The organism is Pseudoalteromonas sp. A757 (assembly GCF_004103285.1).
Lineage (GTDB): Bacteria > Pseudomonadota > Gammaproteobacteria > Enterobacterales > Alteromonadaceae > Pseudoalteromonas > Pseudoalteromonas galatheae.
Genome location: NZ_QNQN01000071.1, coordinates 1 through 18093, shown reverse-complemented (window position 1 = coordinate 18093; position 18093 = coordinate 1). Strand labels below are relative to the sequence as shown.

The window sequence follows — 18093 nt, the reverse complement described above, 5'->3', positions numbered from 1 at the left end:
AACACAAGGGTCGTATGGATAAAATAGAAGTTAGGGGTGCCCGCACCCACAATTTAAAAGACATTTCACTCACTATTCCAAGAGACAAGTTGATAGTGATCACGGGTCTTTCTGGCTCAGGGAAGTCGTCTTTAGCATTTGACACCTTATACGCAGAAGGCCAGCGTCGTTATGTTGAGTCTTTGTCTGCGTACGCGAGGCAGTTTTTATCGCTGATGGAAAAACCAGATGTGGATCACATTGAGGGCTTGTCTCCCGCGATTTCCATTGAGCAGAAGTCGACTTCTCACAACCCACGCTCAACCGTAGGAACCATTACCGAAATATACGACTATTTAAGATTACTCTTTGCTCGAGTGGGTGAACCGAGATGCCCTACGCATGATTTACCGTTAGCCGCACAAACTATCAGCCAAATGGTTGATACTGTATTGGCACTACCAGAGGGTAGCAAACTTATGCTACTTGCACCGGTGGTGAAAAACCGTAAAGGTGAACACGTAAAACTGTTAGAAGAGCTTGCAAGCCAAGGTTTTATTCGTGCGCGTATCGATGGCGAGGTATGCGATCTCTCAGATCCTCCAACGCTAGAATTACAGAAAAAACATACCATAGAAGTCGTGGTGGATCGTTTTAAAGTCAAAGCAGGACTTGAGCAACGGTTAGCCGAATCTTTTGAAACCGCGCTTGATTTAGCTGATGGCATTGCGCAAATCGCCTATATGGATGATAGCGACGCTGACGAACTGATCTTTTCGGCCAACTTTGCCTGTCCAACTTGTGGCTATGCCATGAGCGAACTTGAACCGCGATTGTTTTCTTTCAATAACCCAGCAGGTGCGTGCCAAAGCTGTGATGGTTTAGGGGTAATGCAGTATTTTGATCCCAAACGTGTAGTGCAAAACCCAGAACTAAGCTTGTCTGGCGGTGCAATCAAAGGGTGGGATAAACGCAGTTTTTACTATTTTCAGATGCTAAGTTCGGTTGCCGAGCAATATGGATTTGACTTAGAAACGCCATTTCAGGATCTGCCGAGTAAATTTCAAAAAGTGGTTTTAGAAGGCTCAGGCAAAACTAAAATCGCGTTTAAGTATCGTAATGACAGAGGCGATCTTATCACCCGCAATCACGAGTTCGAAGGCGTATTAAACAACATGAATCGCCGTTATCGGGAAACGGAGTCAAGTTCAGTAAGAGAAGAGCTTGCCAAATATCAAACCAGCCAAGCGTGTCCAAGTTGTCATGGCTCACGACTGCGCGAAGAAGCTCGCCATGTGTTTATCGGCTCGACTAACCTGCCAACCGTAACAACGATGAGTATCGGCGAAGCCAGTCAATTTTTTATCGACTTAGCACTCACTGGCCAAAAAGCCCAAATTGCGGACAAAATACTCAAAGAGATCCGCGATCGTTTATCATTTTTGATCAATGTTGGCCTAAACTACCTTTCTTTGGAGCGTAGTGCTGATACTTTATCTGGCGGTGAAGCTCAGCGGATCCGTCTTGCAAGCCAAATTGGCGCAGGTCTCGTGGGGGTAATGTACGTACTGGATGAGCCTTCAATTGGTCTACATCAACGCGATAACGACCGTTTACTTAAAACACTCACGCACTTAAGAGATCTTGGCAACACCGTGATTGTGGTAGAACACGACGAAGATGCCATTCGTGCAGCCGATCACATCATAGATATAGGCCCAGGCGCCGGCGTGCACGGTGGCTATGTCGTCGCAGAGGGAACTCGCGATGAGATAATGCAAAGCAAAGACTCATTAACAGGGCAATATCTCAGTGGCGAAAAACGCATTGACGTTCCAACGCAACGTCATCAATGTGATGACAAGTGGCTTGAGCTTAAAGGCGCAACGGGCAACAACCTAAAAAGTGTCGATTTAAAAGTACCAGTTGGTCTAATGACTTGCATAACAGGGGTATCTGGTTCAGGTAAGTCTACCCTCATTAATGACACCCTATTCAAGCTTGCTCATCAGGAATTAAACGGTGCAACAACGCAAGAAGCTGCACCATATGAGTCAATTCATGGGCTAGATCACTTCGATAAAGTTATCGATATTGATCAAAGTCCAATCGGTCGCACACCACGTTCGAACCCAGCAACTTACACCGGGATCTTTACTGCTATCCGCGAATTATTTGCAGGAACACAAGAATCGCGTTCACGCGGTTATAAGGTTGGCCGCTTTAGTTTTAATGTTAAGGGTGGTCGCTGTGAGGCCTGCCAAGGCGATGGCGTTATCAAAGTAGAAATGCACTTCCTACCGGATGTCTACGTTCCTTGTGATGTCTGTACTGGTAAGCGCTATAACCGTGAAACACTAGAAGTGCTGTATAAAGGTAAAAATATCCACGAAGTGTTGGAAATGACCGTTGAGGACGCTCGAGAATTTTTTGATAAAATTCCCGCTATCAATCGCAAACTTCAAACTTTAATGGACGTTGGCCTTTCCTACATTCGCTTAGGGCAAGCCGCCACAACTTTGTCCGGTGGTGAAGCGCAGCGTGTTAAGCTCGCTCGTGAGTTATCAAAACGAGATACCGGTAAAACACTTTACATCCTCGATGAGCCAACCACAGGTCTGCACTTCCATGATATTCAGCAGCTACTCGCGGTATTACATCGTCTGCGCGATCATGGTAATACGGTGTTGGTTATCGAGCATAATCTAGATGTCATCAAAACCGCAGACTGGATTGTAGACTTAGGTCCAGAGGGAGGAGCTGGAGGTGGTCAAATACTCGTCTCAGGTACGCCTGAAACGGTGGCAGACTTCGCGGCTTCGCATACAGGTAAGTACCTTAAGCCCTTGTTGTCTTAATTTCTAAAAGTCTCTATTATTGGTGCATAATAATTACAAATTCATTTATTATGCACCAACTTCTCGCGCCAAAAAACTTAACCGCGTACCTAGCAAGACTGCGCTTTTCCATCGGCCAATTTTGGCAAAGCCTAACGATAGCTCAACGCTATTATTTGGTCAGCTTTGTTATTTTCATGTTCAGCTTAAGTGAGCCTGAAGATAATCACTTTATCGCTTTTTTGATATTAATAACCACAGTAACAGCGCTATGCTATGAATTCTGGCCAAGGATCATGATCTTTTGGGAAAGTGTACCAGGTAAAGCACTGATACTGTTATTTTACGCCTTTATCGCTAATTTTGTGTTAGTTCAAGCTGATGGCCGTATCAACGATTTAACTGGGGTCAGCACAGATAACTTCCCTTACACACATAATTTGAGTGTGTTGCTGTCGTTACCTACTTGGTTTTTTATTACCAGCACCTTTTTATTAATTCTCGCGCAACTATTAATGACGTGCTACGTCGTGGTGCTTTTCTTACTTAAACCATTACGTATAAAGCCTTTTTGGCATCAGAGTCACTATCGCTATCCGGCGACAACAGCAATAATCAGGCTGATCATGTGTTTTGTTTTACTGGCTTTCTTGGTGCTCGGCATCGCTAAATCCGGGGCTTCAACCGCATTTACTGAGTTTTCTTCTGATTTCAAAGTAGATGAGACCGGGATTTCTTTCCAAGCCAACGCGAAAGAATCGCGCTCTGCAGAAGAAAACGAAGGAGCATCGGAAACTCAACCTCAAGTGGCCAACACGAGCGGCGATACTCCGCGACAAGATAAAGCACAGTCCACTGCAGATGAGCCGGAGTCGTTAACGGTATCTATTAATAACGATCCCAATCCAGATTTGCACGAGCAAGGCAAAAACTATAACGATGTACTTAACCAAATATTGGCTTACTTTATCTTTCGCTTTGAATCTGACGGAAACTCACGTTGCGAGCACAGCAAAGGCAGTAATATTGTTGAATTAAACGATTATGAGATCTTGGAGATCATGCCGGATAACACCGCAGAATATGGTTTCACTTATACAGTAAAACCTTGTATTTCAGCGGCAATTGGTCATCAGTTTAAACCGCAGAAACCATAAAAGTACCTAGCGCATCGCGCTCTTGCTGACTCAGCGGTTGAGGTTGCTTAACCGCAAAGTCGTATCGCACCATTATAGTTTTACCTTCAGCACAGCACTCTCCATGCTGCCAAGCCTGCTGCAAAATGACAAATGAGCTGTTGCCAATATGTTCAACAGCCGTTTTTATTTCGACTTCCTGACCATAAAACAGCTCCCCTTTAAAGGTGACTTCGACTTTGGCAACAATCAATTTCCACTCTTTTGGATTTAAATCTGGTGTAAATATTTTGAAAATAGGTGTGCGCGCGGCTTCAAACCACACTGGGAGTACGGTATTGTTGATATGTCCAAGCACGTCTGTATCACAAAAACGCGGCATAAGCTTTTCAGACAGCATAATAACTCCAATAAAAACTAGGGAAAAACATGAGTGATTTTATTCGCGTTTACGATAACGCACTCAGTTCAGACTTTTGCGATGAATTCGTAAAGACCTTCGATCAAAGCCCACATTTAAAACAGGGGACTACGTCTGGTGGTGTCGACTTGAGTAAAAAAGTCAGTCACGATCTTTATTTAAATTCCTATCCTGACTATGCCAAACAGTTACAGCACATTCAACAAGTTACGGCAAAGCACTTATTTGAATACCTTGAAGAACATTTCTTTATGATCATCGGTGCATTTGGACTTAAAGTGTATCACCCCAAAACTGGTGAGCCTGTCGACCTCACTGTGGATAACTTTGAAGAAGTCGGCAAGCCACAACTCCCGGTCCTTGCTCAGCAGCTGTTTCGTTTGGGTGCTATCCAAGCCCAGCGCTATCAAATAAATAAAGGCGGCTATCCCTATTGGCATAGCGAAGTCTACCCTCAACATGACCATAATGAAGCCTTACACCGAGTGCTGTTATTTATGTTCTACCTTAACGATGTCGAGGAAGGTGGCGAGACTGAGTTTTATTATCAGCAGCGTAAAATTGCCCCAGTAAAAGGCTCTATGGTGATAGCGCCAGGGTATTTTACACATACACATAGAGGCAACATTCCAGTTTCTAATGATAAGTATATACTCACTTCATGGGTGTTATTTAATAGAGCAGAGCAACTCTATGGAACGCCCAAATAAGCTATCTCTATAATTCAGGGGCTGTTGAACTCAAGCATGTAAGATCAACAGCCCCCACAGAACTTATTTAGCTTTGGTAAATTCAGCCCACTCTATCAACATGGGTAAAAAGTCTTCATAGCCACACACCGCCATCATACCCGACTCATCTAAAGCCAGTGCGTCTTCTTGGTACTGCGCTATGTCATCACTTTCATGAAACAGAGCGTGGCTTTCAAATAATGCTTCTTGCGGCGTGAACGTGGCGCGGATCTCTTTTCCAGCCAACACAAGCTCTTCTTTTTGATTTGGTAGGTTTTCAAGCTGTATCAGCAAGCTGACAATACGCTCATGTGCAAGCTCTTCGCTCAGCCACCGACCTATCAACGCATGCTCGTCATTTAAGCGAGCTCGAAACCCAGAAAGTGGGTCACGAATAAACTGGTATTCCATCTTTACTTCTTAACTAAATTACCTTGTTTTATTATACCTAAGTAGCGTCCGCTAAGCATTCATTGATAGAATTACCTTTTAACCACTCGATTGTTGGTCAACGCATGTCGCCTGTTGAGATCTTATTTCCTCTCATTTTTATCGTTATTTCTGGGTTTTTGAGTGCAAAGATAGGCTTTATTGCCATCAATCAGCTTGATGGCTTGCGTACTTTTATCTTTAATTTATGTATTCCTGTGCTGTTATTTAGCAGTATGGTGCAAGCAGATCTGGAAAGCCTCGCGACGGGCTCATTGTTATTATCCTTTTATCTTCCAGTCGCTCTGACTTATGTAAGCTTATACCTATTTCTTTTCAAGGCACAACATCGTTCAAAAGCAGACAGCGCAGCATTGGCATTAAGTGGCACCTACTCTAATACCGTGTTAGTCGGATTACCGATTATCTTAATGGCACTCGGTGAGCAAGCCGCTGCCATGGTATTTATGATTATTACATTCCATAGTGCGATGCTGTTTTTTATGACATTTTTACTGGCAGCAAGGCACAAAAATAAGGTGGATATTGTCAAACCCCTGCTGCTAAATCCAATAGTGATAAGTATTTCGGGTGGTTTGATATTAAACGTTGCTGGGTTAAAACTACCAAGCTTAATACTTGAAAGCTTTAGTTGGTTGGCAAAACCCGCCATTCCTGGGGCGCTATTTATTTTAGGTGCGAGCTTGGTACAGTATGGCGTACGAGGTAAATTACACGGTGCAATATGGCTAAGTGCAGTAAAACTGATGCTACTGCCGGGATTGGTTTATCTCTTTGCCACTTATTTAGGGTTGGCAACTCAACAAGTTCAGGTAGTGACTTTAATGAGTGCCTCTCCTTTGGGCGTTAATGCCTATCTTGTTGCTAGACAACTCGACAGCCAACAAGCAACGCTTGCGGCTACCGTTGTGCTGTCTACTGTGCTGAGTATGTTCAGCCTGACTGGTTGGTTATACTTTTTGGTATAACCGTTAATACCTAGGCGGCGTATACTTAGCAGCATCAATAATAGCCCATAAATGGAAAACGGCTGCAATCACGGGTGGAACCAATAAAAACCACAGTGCATATCCACCTACAACAACAATTGCGAAGATTAAAGCCGCCAATATACGACCTTGAACCAACTGACCAAGGCCAGGGAAAAAGACGTTACAAATCGCTGCAATTACATTACCACCAGAACCTTGTCCAGACATGGTTACCTCTCTTAGTTACTTAAAGTCTTTCTTTTTAATATATCAGATTTCATGCCAACCCTAACACTTTGATTTTAAAAGAAACCAATGAAACTCATTATTTTCTGTTCACTATAAGTTAGCCTAAACCACTAACTTTTAGCTTAAAGTTTAGCTATATTATTATGCGTAATTCAATCACTTTGATTTACATAAAATAATAATGAAAACAGGATGTCTTATGCTTGGCAAGTTTACCACCCCACTAACAAAATTAGTCGACAAGTATCTACCCGATCCATTTGTGATTGTACTTTTACTCACTTTTTTGGTGATGGTACTCGCCACATTGTTTACGCCGGCAACGCCTGTCATGGTGCTTGAGGCATGGGGTAATGGTTTTTGGAAGCTACTTACTTTTGCGATGCAGATGTTGTTAGTTTTGTTATGTGGTCACATGCTTGCCGTTACCCCTCCAATAGCAAAAGCGCTAGACCGTATCGCAGGCCTAGCTAAAACTCCCTCTCAAGCAATTATACTCACCACCTTTGTTGCGATGAGCGCCAGCTGGCTAAATTGGGGATTTGGCTTAGTAGTCGGGGCTTTGTTTGCAAAGGCCATCGCTCGAAAAGTGAAAGTCGATTATCGCTTGTTAGTGGCTAGTGCTTACTCTGGTTTTGTTGTTTGGCACGCAGGCCTATCAGGCTCAGTCCCTCTGACTATCGCAACCCCGGGCCACTTTAGTGAAAAGAGCATCGGTATTATTACCACTTCAGAGACAATCTTTGCATCATTTAACCTGCTCATCGTACTCAGTATTTTTATCGTTTTACCACTTATAAATAAACTGATGCTGCCCAAAGATGATGACGCAGTTATTGTTGATAAAGAAAAGCTCATTGAACAAAGTAATGATATCAGTAACCGCGATACTCCGGCTGCAAAATTAGAAAATGCTTCATGGCTTGGTATGTTAGGAGGAGCACTCGGTCTTAGCTACTTGGGCTTTTACTTTATTTTAAATGCAGGCACATTGACATTGAATATCGTCATAGCCCTGTTTTTGTTCTTAGCCATGCTGCTACACAAAACCCCTGCAAATATTCTTAATAGTCTACAGCAAGCAATTCAAGGTGGTGCCGGTATCGTGATCCAGTTTCCTTTTTATGCTGGGATCATGGCTATCATGGTCGAAACAGGACTAGCGCAACAAATATCTCAAGGATTTGTTTCTATTAGCAGTCAATGGACATTACCGCTGTGGAGCTTTTTAAGTGCAGGCTTTGTAAATATATTTGTGCCTTCAGGTGGCGGCCAATGGGCAGTACAAGCACCAATTATTATTCCCGCAGCAGAAGCGCTTAATGCAGACATAGCCAGAGTCGCGATGGCAGTTGCTTGGGGTGATGCTTGGACTAACCTGATCCAGCCATTTTGGGCACTCCCGGTACTTGCAATTGCAGGCCTTAAAGCCAAAGATATTATGGGGTTTTGCCTAATACAATTGCTGGTAACAGGTGTAATTATCGCAACTTTATTGTTGCTGCCCCTGTAAGAAGGTGCGTAATGCACCTTCTTACACAGGTTAACTTGATAAAATTTTCATTGGTAAGCTTAGGATTGGATTCTCTGAATCAGCAAAATGCATCATCACCGCAACATGACCTGTAATAACAACTATATACATAATGGCGCTGACCACTTGCCCATATCGGTCTAGGGGTAATAAGTGACTGTAATTACGGCCACGCCACTCGATCAGGATTTCAAAACTACCAATCAAAATGAATATTACCAGTAGGATTAAGCCAAAGGTGTAACTTATCCAAAGGCCGAATAATACCCCAGCCATACACGCCAATAACCCCACCCAAGAGCGCATTGAAAAGCTTATGCTTTTTAGAACATGCCCACCATCTAACGGCAAAATGGGTAGTAAATTGAATAAGTTCAACAGTGCACTTAATACTGCAACACCAGCAAAGATTTCCATCTCTGTCGCGTAATATAACACCACTCCAAGGATTGAGGTTATCAACCCAAATGCCGGTCCCATCAACGAAATAACTACATCTTGCCAGCGGGTCGTGATCTTATCGTCACTTACAGCCAGTCCACCAACGAAAGGGATCAAATAGATGCCTTTTGTTTTAATCCCAAAATAGCGCATAGCGCGGACGTGGCCATATTCATGAACGACTAAGCAAGCCACAAGCATAAGCGCAAACTGCCAAGAAAATAGCCATGCGTACCCTGCCACGGACGCGCCAGCCAAGGCAGCTTTAACCACTTTGGCACTTTTAAATAACTTTAAGCCCAATGCCGCCAAACCAAATAAGCTGCGTTTTTCTTTAGGTGTTTCAGTGCTCACTTCAAGCCACTGAAGTTCAGCTCCATTTACTGCAATCCCAAGTAACCCCTGAGGTAACTGCTCTGTATTTACCGCCAGTGCTTGTCCATCAATGGTCGCTAAAATGCCATTATGTTGCTCTTCAAAGGTAATCGCTTGCTGCTCGACAAAAAGCTGTACTACTTGTTGTTGGTTAAAAAAGATAGATACCGCTTTGTCCGCTAGCGAAAGCTCGACTCTATTCATATTCAGATCCAAAGGTCATTTGGGGCATTATCGCTAAAAGCGTCCGCCTCATAAAGTGCTGCCGAAATCTGAATTAGAAAAATGCAGGTAAAGTGTCATTATTGCGCTTCAAATTGAGTAAAAATCACCTTTTAAAGCGTTTTGAGATTTGAGCACTTTAAATTATTTGTACTAGACTTTAAGGAGGTAAGGTATACGAAGGAATTATTAATGTCATTAGCAAAACATCGGATAATGGTAGTAGATGATTCACCCGCGATCCTAGTTGTAATGCAAGCTATTATGACTGAGCTTGGCATTGAGCATGTCACAACCTGCTCAAGTGCGGTAAACGCTGTAGAAAAAATACGGCAGACTCCTCATCAATTTGACGCCATTTTTACAGATCTCAATATGCCCGAAATGGATGGCATGGAGTTTATTCGCCAACTGGGAGAGCTAAGGTTCTCTGGCGGCATTATTATTATTTCCGAAATGGACGAGAAGATTATTGATCTAGCAACCAACCTTGCCAGACAGTCCAATGCACATCTTATCGGCAATATTTCCAAGCCCGTACAATTGGTTGATGTCGAGCGCATGCTCAAAAAAATGGAGACATATACCACTGTAAAACGTAGCCGCATTGAAAAGGTGACCGAAAGCGATCTTTTGCATGCCATTAGTCACAACGAAATTACACCTTACTATCAACCAAAGGTTCACCGTGGTGACAAAAAGATAAAAAGTGTCGAAGTGCTAGCCCGTATTGTGTCTAAAAATACCGAGCAGGTCATTTTACCTGACCATTTCATTGGCGTAGCCGAAGATACAGATCTAATCAACATCATTACTTTCCAGCTTTTTGAAAAGGCGACGGATGAATTCAAAGCAATCAAGTCTGAGCTTAATTATCCGATTAAAATGGCCTTTAATTTATCGCCTGTGCAATTAAATGATCTGAGCTGCCCAGATAAACTGGCACTTATTCTAGAAATAAACCGTTTAAAGCCTAGTGATATCATTTTAGAAATTACTGAAAACCAACCGATGAATCAGTCTATTCAACTGGAAACAATGAACCGGTTACGGATCCGGGGATTTGATATTTCTTTAGACGATTTTGGTACTGGATTTACCAATATTCAGCAATTAAAGTCTTTGCCGTTTACCGAGATCAAAATCGACCGCTCTTTGATAACCCATGTGGAGTCCGATCGCTTTTCACAGGTACTTATCGACAGCTTAATCGACATCGCACAAAATCAACAGTTAGACATAGTAGCTGAAGGTATAGAGCGGATTGAAGAGCTACAATACCTTGACCGCTACAAGCATAGCCTGTTAATGCAGGGCTTTTTAATCAGTAAACCTAAACCACTAACAGACCTAGTAGGGTGGATACACTCTTGGCAGCGTATGATTAATTCGAACCCTTAACCTCTGGAGAGGGTGTTTCCTCTCCGTCGCTTTGTGCTTCAGGCGTTTCTCCAGCTTCGTCACTGTCTTCAATCAAATTATCATGATTATCTACGCGCTCTCGCCACTTTTGCTTAGCTGCTGCCTGCATATTGGTAGTTTGCTCTCGCTCATCAACAATATCCATTCCCATTAATGATTCAAGCAAATCTTCTAATGTCACTATACCTTGTACATCGCCATATTCATCAATAACAAGCGCAATGTGTAGACGCTTTGCCAGTAACGCTTTGAATAGCTCTGGCGCAGCTAGCGTTTCTGGTACGGTGTAAAGAGGTCGCGATAGCTTACCAATTTTATAGTCTTCTCCAAGCCTATGATAAGCAAGCATAATGTCATTCTTATGTACAAAGCCGATGATGTCGTCTGTATTTTTATCAAATACCAACACCCGAGAAAAAGCAACCGAGCCATGTTCAGACAAATACTCGTGCACTGTCATATCTTTATGCACCTTAAATAACACCGTTCTCGGTGTCATGATGCTTTCTAGTTTGGCATGACGAAAACGTAATAAACTACGAATGGTTTCAGTCTCGTCCTGATGCAGTGCACCAGCTTCAGAGCCTATTTCCGCCATCGCTTCGATTTCTTGACGAATATAGTGAGCCTCATCTTCTTTACGGCCTATCACTTTTGTTAACTGATCCGACATCCACACAAATGGCTTTAAAATTCGAACTAACCATATCAACGCGCTTGAAACAATCGGCGTTAGTCCGCGCCAATAAGTCGCTCCCAAGGTCTTCGGAATGATTTCTGATAGAACCAACACCAGCAGTGTCATCACTGCCGACGCAATACCGACAGCTGCATCTGAAAATACCACTGCAGCTTGCGCTCCAACACCTGCCGCACCGGCAGTATGTGCAACTGTATTTAACGTTAAGATAGCCGATAAAGGCTGATCGATATTGTCTTTTAGGCGCTGAACTCGCGACGCTAATGCATCGTTTTCTTGCTTTAAGATCCCTATATGACTTGGCGTAATACTGAGCAGCACCGCTTCCATCACTGAACAGATAAAAGAGATCGCTATTGCCAAAAACATGTAGGTTAATAAAAAAACCAAGTAAATTCTCCTCTTAATTCAACGCTAAAACATTACTTAAACACATTCGTTGCTTTGCTCTTCAACACAGACTATTAAATTTAGGACGTCTATCGCAGCAATACAACCAGTTCAAAATACTATGATATAGTTTTATCGTATAATTACCTACAATAGGCGCACATAAATGAAACTACGTACAGCCGTTACTCTACTATTTACGCAGTCTCAGCACAACTTTCAGCAAGCCCATTAGACGAATCAAAAATACAATTTTTGGGTCCCATCGCAGGCGAATCAACAATAAAGCCAGCGGATACAGCTCATCGTGATGCAATTATTGAAAACCTGCTACCATCATTACAACAAGACGCCAAACAGGTAACGCTATTCAATAATGAAAGCAAATGGCAAGCACTGAATAAAGTATCTCAATTAACGATACCTGGACTGCAGGCTCTGAAATTTAATTTCACTACTCAACGTTTTGTCTCTGGCAAACTCAAGCTTGAGGGCATCGAGAAAGCCAAAGTATTTCTAAATGGAGAGCCGGTCTCAGGTGTTAAAGAAGTTCAGCTTGATGTAGTCAAGGGCGATCATCAAATCCTCGTTATCGCCGAGCAGGTAAATGACTGGAATAAGGTTGATCTTAGCTTTGAAGGTGAAGCAGCGCATGACATTATCACGCTGACAGAAAAACAAACCAAAGCGCTGTCTGCAAAGCAGTTGTTTGATGCTCCAACAGTGAGTGCTATCTCACTTTCACCTAACGGCGAATATTACATTTCTACCGTACGCCACTACGATGATGAAAAAGGCAACTCAGCAATCACCGAAACTGCTTTATATAATGAAGATGGTGACATGCTTTACAGTTTCGATGGTATGAGTGCAAATAGCTTTGCATGGCGTGATGACAGCAGCAAGCTCACTTATTTAAAAGATAATAAAGCTTACACCCTTGATGTAAAAACCTTTAAACGTACTCAAGTTGCTACTAAGCTCAATGGCGCAAATAGTATCGAGTTTTTTGATAATGATACGCTTATTTTTGCGTGGACCAACAGCGGCAAAGAAGAAGGCAAACTGACTAAACATTATCAAGGATTAGAAGATAGATGGTCATATGCCCGCACTCAATCGCAAATCTTCTTACTCGATATCAAAAGTGGGCTACTTAATCCTGTGACCGTTGGCGCACAAAGCCACAGCTTGGCCGACTTTGACGCACAAGCAAACACGGTTTTAGCAACGCGTAATAAGCAAGACTATGCGCAACCACCTCACATGCTGACGGAGTTGGTAGAAATCGATCTATCAAACAATCAGCAAAATGTCATTGGCCAATACCGTACATTTAGTGGTGCTCAATACACTAAAAATGGTATTTATGTAACTGCAGGTCCTGATTTTGCTGAAGGTGCGGGGCGCAACTTACCTGAAGGTATGCTCGCGAATAACTATGATGGTCAACTTTATTGGATAGATCGCAAAGGCAACAATGTAAAAGCACTGAGTAAAAACTTTGATCCAGCCATAGGCAGCTTTACCGTACTCAATAATGGCGATGTGGTACTGAAAGCGACTGACCAAGATCGTCAACAGCTTTTCTTTTTCGACGAAAGTAAATCTACTTTCAAACGCTTAAATACCGGACTGGATGTTGTCGCAAATTATTCAGTGTCTAGTGAACGTAATCCAGAGATCTTATTCACAGGAACTACGGCATCAACTCCACAGCAGTTAAAAACCATGTCTGCCTCAGATAAGCGAGCTGACACGCTCTGGGACTCAACAAATATCGCATACCAGAATGCGGAAATTGCCAATCTCGAAGAGTTTAATTTTACTAATACTGAAGGCGTGGAGATTAAAGGCCGTGTGTATCTACCACACGATTTAGACAAAGCTAAAAAATACCCAGCACTTGTTTATTACTACGGCGGCACTTCTCCAGTGACTCGTGGCTTTACAGGGCGTTACCCCTTTAACTTATGGGCAGCAAAAGGCTATGTGGTTTATGTCTTGCAACCAACCGGTGCGACGGGTTTCGGTCAGAAATTCTCAGCAGAGCACGTCAATGCTTGGGGTGAACACACTGCTAATGATATCATCATGGGTACCAAAGAGTTTGTGAAAGCCTACCCTTTCGTTGATGATAAGCGTTTAGGTAATTTAGGTGCTTCTTATGGCGGCTTCATGACTATGCTGCTAACAACAAAAACTGATTTGTTCTCAGCTTCTATCTCACATGCTGGTATTTCTAATATTACCTCATACTGGGGCCAAGGCTGGTGGGGTTACTTGTATTCTGGCGAGGCTTCAAAAGGAAGTTTTCCCTGGAACAACCCAGCACTTTACTCACAGCATAGCCCGGTATTCAATGCGGACAAAGTAACAACACCATTACTGTTAATTCATGGCGACGCAGATACCAATGTGCCGCCAGGTGAAAGCCATAATATGTATACCGCCTTGAAGATCCTTGGCCAAGATGTTGAATTGGTCGAATACAAAGGCGCAGATCACCAAATTTTGGCTCGTGACCAGCGTTTCCATTGGTGGAACACCATGCTGGCTTATTTCGACAAACATTTAAAGCAAGAGCCACAGTGGTGGGAACATCTATACGGTAAGTAATCAACGCTAGGCGGCACTCTGTGTCGCCTTTTTTTGTTTAGTGAAGCAGCAATCAAACATATCATTGTATATAATTTAACAATAAAATTAAGTTCCCTCTTGATCGAACTAGACTGTCAGGTTAACGTGCCAGATATAGAGTTGTAAGAAATCGTTTCATACACTTCCAAGCAGCGATCTCTGAGTGTTATATTAACGACAATTAAACAACAATTAACAGTGAAAACATGAGCATAAAGGTTTTATTAGTTGAAGATGATGAACTCTTAGCAAAGCGGCTGTGTAGTCACTTTGAAAATACTGAGTTTAGTATCACTGTAGACAATACGGGTGCTACTGCACTTGAGCTTATTCAATCTCAAACCCAAAACCCATTTGTACTTGCCATTGTTGATGTTGTGTTACCCGCCACTGATGGCCTACAGCTCGCAAAAGAAATTAATACCTTATCGGATCTCGGAGTGATCATGCTTTCCAGCCGGGACTCTCAGGCCGATAGAATAGCGGGCCTTGCGCAAGGTGCTGATGACTACGTCTGTAAGCCTGTTGATACGCTTGAGCTTGAACTGCGTATGCGTGCCTTATACAAACGTTTAGTTGGTAATAAAGACGATGAATCGGAAGAGTTTATCGAATATGCTGACTTTAAACTACATCCTGATAATCGTACCTTAATTAATCAACATGGTATTGAATCTCGACTTACCGAAGCAGAGCATAAAGTATTAATTTGTCTTATTTCTAATGCAGGAAGGGCAACATCCAGAGAGCGTATTTCAGAAGACATTGGGCAACCTGATTGGAGCCCAAGTGACAGAACGGTTGATGTATTAGTTGGCCGACTACGCAAAAAACTCGGCGATGAAAAAGAGCAAAAACGCATTGTGACGGTTCGTGGTAAAGGCTATATGTTGTCGGCTTAACCTTTACCAATAATACACTCCCTATCTATTGAAATGCTGTTAGCTAATACTGTGTTAACTGAGCTAATAACCTCTCCAGCGCGCGATAACTAAGTGCTTCCTTTAAATGTGATAAGCTAATATTAGGTGTCGAGCTCAGATCCGCTATGGTACGTGCAACCTTGATTATTCGATGATATGAACGTGGTGATAGCTTTAGTTTTTCTGCAGCCTTTGCTAGAAATAAGCGTTCAGCATCAGCAAGATAGCAGATATGATTTAGCTCTTTTACACTCAGTTGATCGTTACATTTTCCCTGACGTGCTAAAGCTGCTTTATAAGCCTGCTCCACCCTAGCCCTTATTGTCGTGCTAGACTCTCCATCGCTCTGGGATTGTAGCTCTTCTGTTTTTAGACGAGGTAATTCTACCTGTAGATCTATTCGGTCTAAAAATGGACCTGAAATCTTAGCCAAATAGCGCAATACTTGATCTGGAGACGCTCTTTTATCAGTGTAACAACCTGTAGGGCTGGGATTTAATGCTGCGATCAGTTGAAAGTTTGCAGGGTAATCAACTTGCCGAGCTGCGCGCGAAATCGTTACCATGCCCGTTTCCATCGGTTCACGTAATGAGTCCAGCACCTTCCTATCAAACTCTGGTAATTCGTCCAAAAATAGAACACCATTATTTGACAGTGATATCTCACCTGGCTTAGGGTTCGACGAGCCTCCAACCAAGGCTACCGCAGAGCAAGTATGATGTGGAGCTCTAAAAGGCCTTGTTTTCCAGTTCGACTGACTGATTGTTTTTCCGAGTATGGAATAGATAGAAGCTGTTTCTAGCGCCTGATTATCCGTCATTAATGGCATTATCGTGGGTAGGCGCTGAGCAAGCATCGATTTTCCAGTGCCAGGAGGACCCAGAAATAAAACGTTATGTCCACCTGCCGCAGCTATTTCTAGTACTCGCTTCGCCCCCTCTTGTCCCTTCACCTCAGCCATATCCAGCAAGCTCCCACCTGAAGCTTGTATATTTAAATCGTCTGGGTAGAGTTGATTAAACATAAGTGATTGCTGGCCGCTTAAACCTAACCATGCTGTACGTAAGCAGCTTATAGCAACACGATTGGCATCAGCGGCAAGGCTCGCAACTGCATCGTTACTAATTGGTAGGTAAGCAGTTCGCCCCATCTTCGCTGCTGCAATAACAGATGGCAAAATGGCAGTGACCGTCCTCAGTTCACCATTTAACGCAAGCTCACCATAAAATTCTTTATCAGCAATAGCATGGCTATCTAACTGTCCTGATGCAACGAGAACACCTAGTGCGATTGCAAAGTCAAAGCGCCCCCCTTCTTTGGGTAGATCTGCTGGTGCTAAGTTTACTGTGATACGCTGTTCTGGAAATAAAAAGCCAGCATTAACAAGCGCACTACGGACGCGTTCTTTGGCTTCTTTAACTGAGGTTTCGGGTAATCCAACAATACTAAAGGCAGGTAAACCGTTGCTAAGGTGTACCTCAACAATTACCTCAGGTGCGGTAATACCAACTTGTGCCCGAGTGAAAACTCTTGCTAAAGACATCCATGTCTCCTAATTACTTAATATTTATATTTAAATACGTGTAACACCAAGTGGTATCGCATAGCCGCTAATCTCAATAACAAGGTTGCAGCCATAGACAATACCATTACATATTCCGTTGCCATGCCCAATTTAATTGCTTGAGTATAGACTACCCCACCAAAAATACAGGTGATCGCGTATAACTCTCCTTTTAGAAGAAGAGGGATCTCTCGGGCTAATACGTCTCTAATGACCCCACCAAAACACCCAGTCAATACACCCATGATCACAGCTGTAGTATCAGGCATTCCAATACTTAAAGCCTTTTGTACACCCATTACGGCGAAAAAAGCAAGTCCAATGGCATCAGCAACCTGCAGTACAGTTCTTGGAATATTTTGATGCCGATTTAACCACCATATACTCACAGCGACAGCAAATAAAATAGCGTAAATATAGCTAGTATCATGAAGCCAAAAAACAGGTTGATCCAAAATCAAGTCTCGTAATGTTCCCCCCCCGATACCAGTTACAGTCGCAAGGACAATCACACCAAAGCCATCCATATGTTTACTATGCGCGATTAAGGTTCCAGAGATCGCAAAAACCATAACCCCCAAGAGATCAAACCAATGATAGAGTTCCGACATTTCGTAATTAGTTGTGAAACAAAAGCAAAATCATAACGAAGATCTCACACAAAAGGTAGTGGGATCGCCAACATTTACAGTTTTCAATGTCCTAAGTAAAGTGTCTTTATAAAATATTTAGGATGAATGCTGTTAATCGACCTTTAATAAGGCCCTGGCTCGCTACGAACTAGGATGTTTTACTCTCTTTGTTTGGGGAGCCCAACAGCTCGGTGGGTAAACCACCTCCGACCACGCTGGTCAGTGCTGATGCTGTGGTAGGAGCGAGTTTACCTCGCGAGGTTTTATATCTCAAATCTCTATGCCCCACATAGCAAAAAACCCGTCGCATTGCTGCAACGGGTTTCTTTTATTTGGCCCTGACGATGTTCTACTTTCACATGGGAAGCCCACACTATCATCGACGCTGTTTTGTTTCACTTCTGAGTTCGGCATGGGGTCAGGTGGTTCCAAAACGCTATGGTCATCAGGAAATTCTGTTCATTAATGAAGTATCC

Annotated in this window: 15 protein-coding genes and 1 rRNA gene; 8 read left to right on the top strand and 8 right to left on the bottom strand. The window is 42.9% G+C overall.

Annotated elements, in window-relative coordinates; genetic code table 11:
* Nucleotides 1-14 precede the first annotated feature (14 nt).
* A complete protein-coding gene (gene uvrA, locus DRB05_RS14335) occupies nt 15-2837 on the top strand; it encodes an excinuclease ABC subunit UvrA (protein WP_128727561.1) in 2823 nt (940 codons plus the stop codon).
* Nucleotides 2838-2887: 50 nt separating this feature from the next.
* Nucleotides 2888-3973, top strand: coding sequence for a hypothetical protein (locus DRB05_RS14330; protein WP_128727560.1), 1086 nt, complete (start codon nt 2888-2890; stop codon nt 3971-3973).
* Here DRB05_RS14330 and DRB05_RS14325 read toward each other — a convergent pair.
* Nucleotides 3954-4352 carry a thioesterase family protein gene (locus tag DRB05_RS14325; RefSeq protein ID WP_128727559.1) on the bottom strand — a complete coding sequence of 133 codons (399 nt, stop codon included), beginning with the start codon at nt 4350-4352 and terminating at the stop codon, nt 3954-3956. The two genes, DRB05_RS14330 and DRB05_RS14325, sit on opposite strands and share 20 nt — an antisense overlap.
* 29 nt (nt 4353-4381) lie before the next feature.
* Between DRB05_RS14325 and DRB05_RS14320 the strand changes: the two genes are divergently transcribed.
* Nucleotides 4382-5083, top strand: a complete 702-nt coding sequence (locus DRB05_RS14320; RefSeq protein ID WP_088531994.1) for a 2OG-Fe(II) oxygenase — start codon at nt 4382-4384, stop codon at nt 5081-5083.
* 63 nt (nt 5084-5146) lie between these two features.
* Here the strand turns inward: DRB05_RS14320 and DRB05_RS14315 are convergent, their stop codons facing one another.
* Entirely contained in the window at nt 5147-5515 is a 369-nt protein-coding gene (locus DRB05_RS14315) for a YacL family protein (RefSeq protein WP_128727558.1), read from the bottom strand.
* Between the two features lie 62 nt (nt 5516-5577).
* Between DRB05_RS14315 and DRB05_RS14310 the strand changes: the two genes are divergently transcribed.
* On the top strand, nt 5578-6522 hold the full coding sequence (locus DRB05_RS14310) for an AEC family transporter (protein ID WP_235956581.1): 945 nt from the start codon (nt 5578-5580) through the stop codon (nt 6520-6522).
* Between the two features lie 3 nt (nt 6523-6525).
* Here the strand turns inward: DRB05_RS14310 and DRB05_RS14305 are convergent, their stop codons facing one another.
* Nucleotides 6526-6753, bottom strand: coding sequence for a hypothetical protein (locus DRB05_RS14305; RefSeq protein WP_010376621.1), 228 nt, complete (start codon nt 6751-6753; stop codon nt 6526-6528).
* 220 nt (nt 6754-6973) lie between these two features.
* Between DRB05_RS14305 and DRB05_RS14300 the strand changes: the two genes are divergently transcribed.
* Nucleotides 6974-8287, top strand: coding sequence for a TIGR00366 family protein (locus DRB05_RS14300; RefSeq protein WP_128727557.1), 1314 nt, complete (start codon nt 6974-6976; stop codon nt 8285-8287).
* A gap of 30 nt (nt 8288-8317) precedes the next feature.
* Here the strand turns inward: DRB05_RS14300 and DRB05_RS14295 are convergent, their stop codons facing one another.
* Nucleotides 8318-9328 carry a site-2 protease family protein gene (locus DRB05_RS14295; protein WP_128727556.1) on the bottom strand — a complete coding sequence of 337 codons (1011 nt, stop codon included), beginning with the start codon at nt 9326-9328 and terminating at the stop codon, nt 8318-8320.
* Nucleotides 9329-9538: 210 nt separating this feature from the next.
* Here DRB05_RS14295 and DRB05_RS14290 point away from each other — a divergent pair, with 210 nt between their 5' ends.
* Nucleotides 9539-10747 (top strand): EAL domain-containing response regulator, encoded by a 1209-nt coding sequence (locus DRB05_RS14290; RefSeq protein WP_102055961.1) that lies wholly within the window; start codon nt 9539-9541, stop codon nt 10745-10747.
* On the opposite strand, the gene DRB05_RS14285 is transcribed toward DRB05_RS14290, so the two are convergent.
* Complete coding sequence (locus DRB05_RS14285; RefSeq protein ID WP_162847792.1) at nt 10731-11858, bottom strand: hemolysin family protein; 1128 nt, start codon at nt 11856-11858, stop codon at nt 10731-10733. The genes DRB05_RS14290 and DRB05_RS14285 overlap by 17 nt on opposite strands.
* Before the next feature lie 255 nt (nt 11859-12113).
* On the opposite strand from DRB05_RS14285, the gene DRB05_RS14280 reads away from it, so the two are divergent.
* Nucleotides 12114-14477, top strand: a complete 2364-nt coding sequence (locus tag DRB05_RS14280; protein ID WP_240036256.1) for a prolyl oligopeptidase family serine peptidase — start codon at nt 12114-12116, stop codon at nt 14475-14477.
* A 227-nt stretch (nt 14478-14704) separates the two neighbouring features.
* Complete coding sequence (locus tag DRB05_RS14275) at nt 14705-15400, top strand: response regulator transcription factor (RefSeq protein ID WP_128727554.1); 696 nt, start codon at nt 14705-14707, stop codon at nt 15398-15400.
* A 43-nt stretch (nt 15401-15443) separates the two neighbouring features.
* Here DRB05_RS14275 and DRB05_RS14270 read toward each other — a convergent pair whose 3' ends face one another.
* The 3 genes from DRB05_RS14270 to rrf all read right to left on the bottom strand — a co-directional run bounded on the left by DRB05_RS14270 (nt 15444) and on the right by rrf (nt 18067).
* Nucleotides 15444-16964 (bottom strand): YifB family Mg chelatase-like AAA ATPase, encoded by a 1521-nt coding sequence (locus tag DRB05_RS14270; protein ID WP_128727553.1) that lies wholly within the window; start codon nt 16962-16964, stop codon nt 15444-15446.
* A gap of 17 nt (nt 16965-16981) precedes the next feature.
* Nucleotides 16982-17596, bottom strand: a complete 615-nt coding sequence (locus tag DRB05_RS14265) for a trimeric intracellular cation channel family protein (RefSeq protein ID WP_128727552.1) — start codon at nt 17594-17596, stop codon at nt 16982-16984.
* Nucleotides 17597-17953: 357 nt separating this feature from the next.
* Nucleotides 17954-18067: ribosomal RNA gene (gene rrf, locus DRB05_RS14260) — 5S ribosomal RNA — on the bottom strand.
* Nucleotides 18068-18093: the final 26 nt, after the last annotated feature.

What these genes read in the sequence shown, in the direction of transcription:
- uvrA (WP_128727561.1), top strand. Translation starts at nt 15, where the DNA reads ATGGATAAAATAGAAGTTAGGGGTGCCCGCACCCACAATTTAAAAGAC.
- DRB05_RS14330 (WP_128727560.1), top strand. Translation starts at nt 2,888, where the DNA reads ATGCACCAACTTCTCGCGCCAAAAAACTTAACCGCGTACCTAGCAAGA.
- DRB05_RS14325 (WP_128727559.1), bottom strand. Translation starts at nt 4,352, where the DNA reads ATGCTGTCTGAAAAGCTTATGCCGCGTTTTTGTGATACAGACGTGCTT.
- DRB05_RS14320 (WP_088531994.1), top strand. Translation starts at nt 4,382, where the DNA reads ATGAGTGATTTTATTCGCGTTTACGATAACGCACTCAGTTCAGACTTT.
- DRB05_RS14315 (WP_128727558.1), bottom strand. Translation starts at nt 5,515, where the DNA reads ATGGAATACCAGTTTATTCGTGACCCACTTTCTGGGTTTCGAGCTCGC.
- DRB05_RS14305 (WP_010376621.1), bottom strand. Translation starts at nt 6,753, where the DNA reads ATGTCTGGACAAGGTTCTGGTGGTAATGTAATTGCAGCGATTTGTAAC.
- DRB05_RS14300 (WP_128727557.1), top strand. Translation starts at nt 6,974, where the DNA reads ATGCTTGGCAAGTTTACCACCCCACTAACAAAATTAGTCGACAAGTAT.
- DRB05_RS14295 (WP_128727556.1), bottom strand. Translation starts at nt 9,328, where the DNA reads ATGAATAGAGTCGAGCTTTCGCTAGCGGACAAAGCGGTATCTATCTTT.
- DRB05_RS14290 (WP_102055961.1), top strand. Translation starts at nt 9,539, where the DNA reads ATGTCATTAGCAAAACATCGGATAATGGTAGTAGATGATTCACCCGCG.
- DRB05_RS14275 (WP_128727554.1), top strand. Translation starts at nt 14,705, where the DNA reads ATGAGCATAAAGGTTTTATTAGTTGAAGATGATGAACTCTTAGCAAAG.
- DRB05_RS14270 (WP_128727553.1), bottom strand. Translation starts at nt 16,964, where the DNA reads ATGTCTTTAGCAAGAGTTTTCACTCGGGCACAAGTTGGTATTACCGCA.
- DRB05_RS14265 (WP_128727552.1), bottom strand. Translation starts at nt 17,596, where the DNA reads ATGTCGGAACTCTATCATTGGTTTGATCTCTTGGGGGTTATGGTTTTT.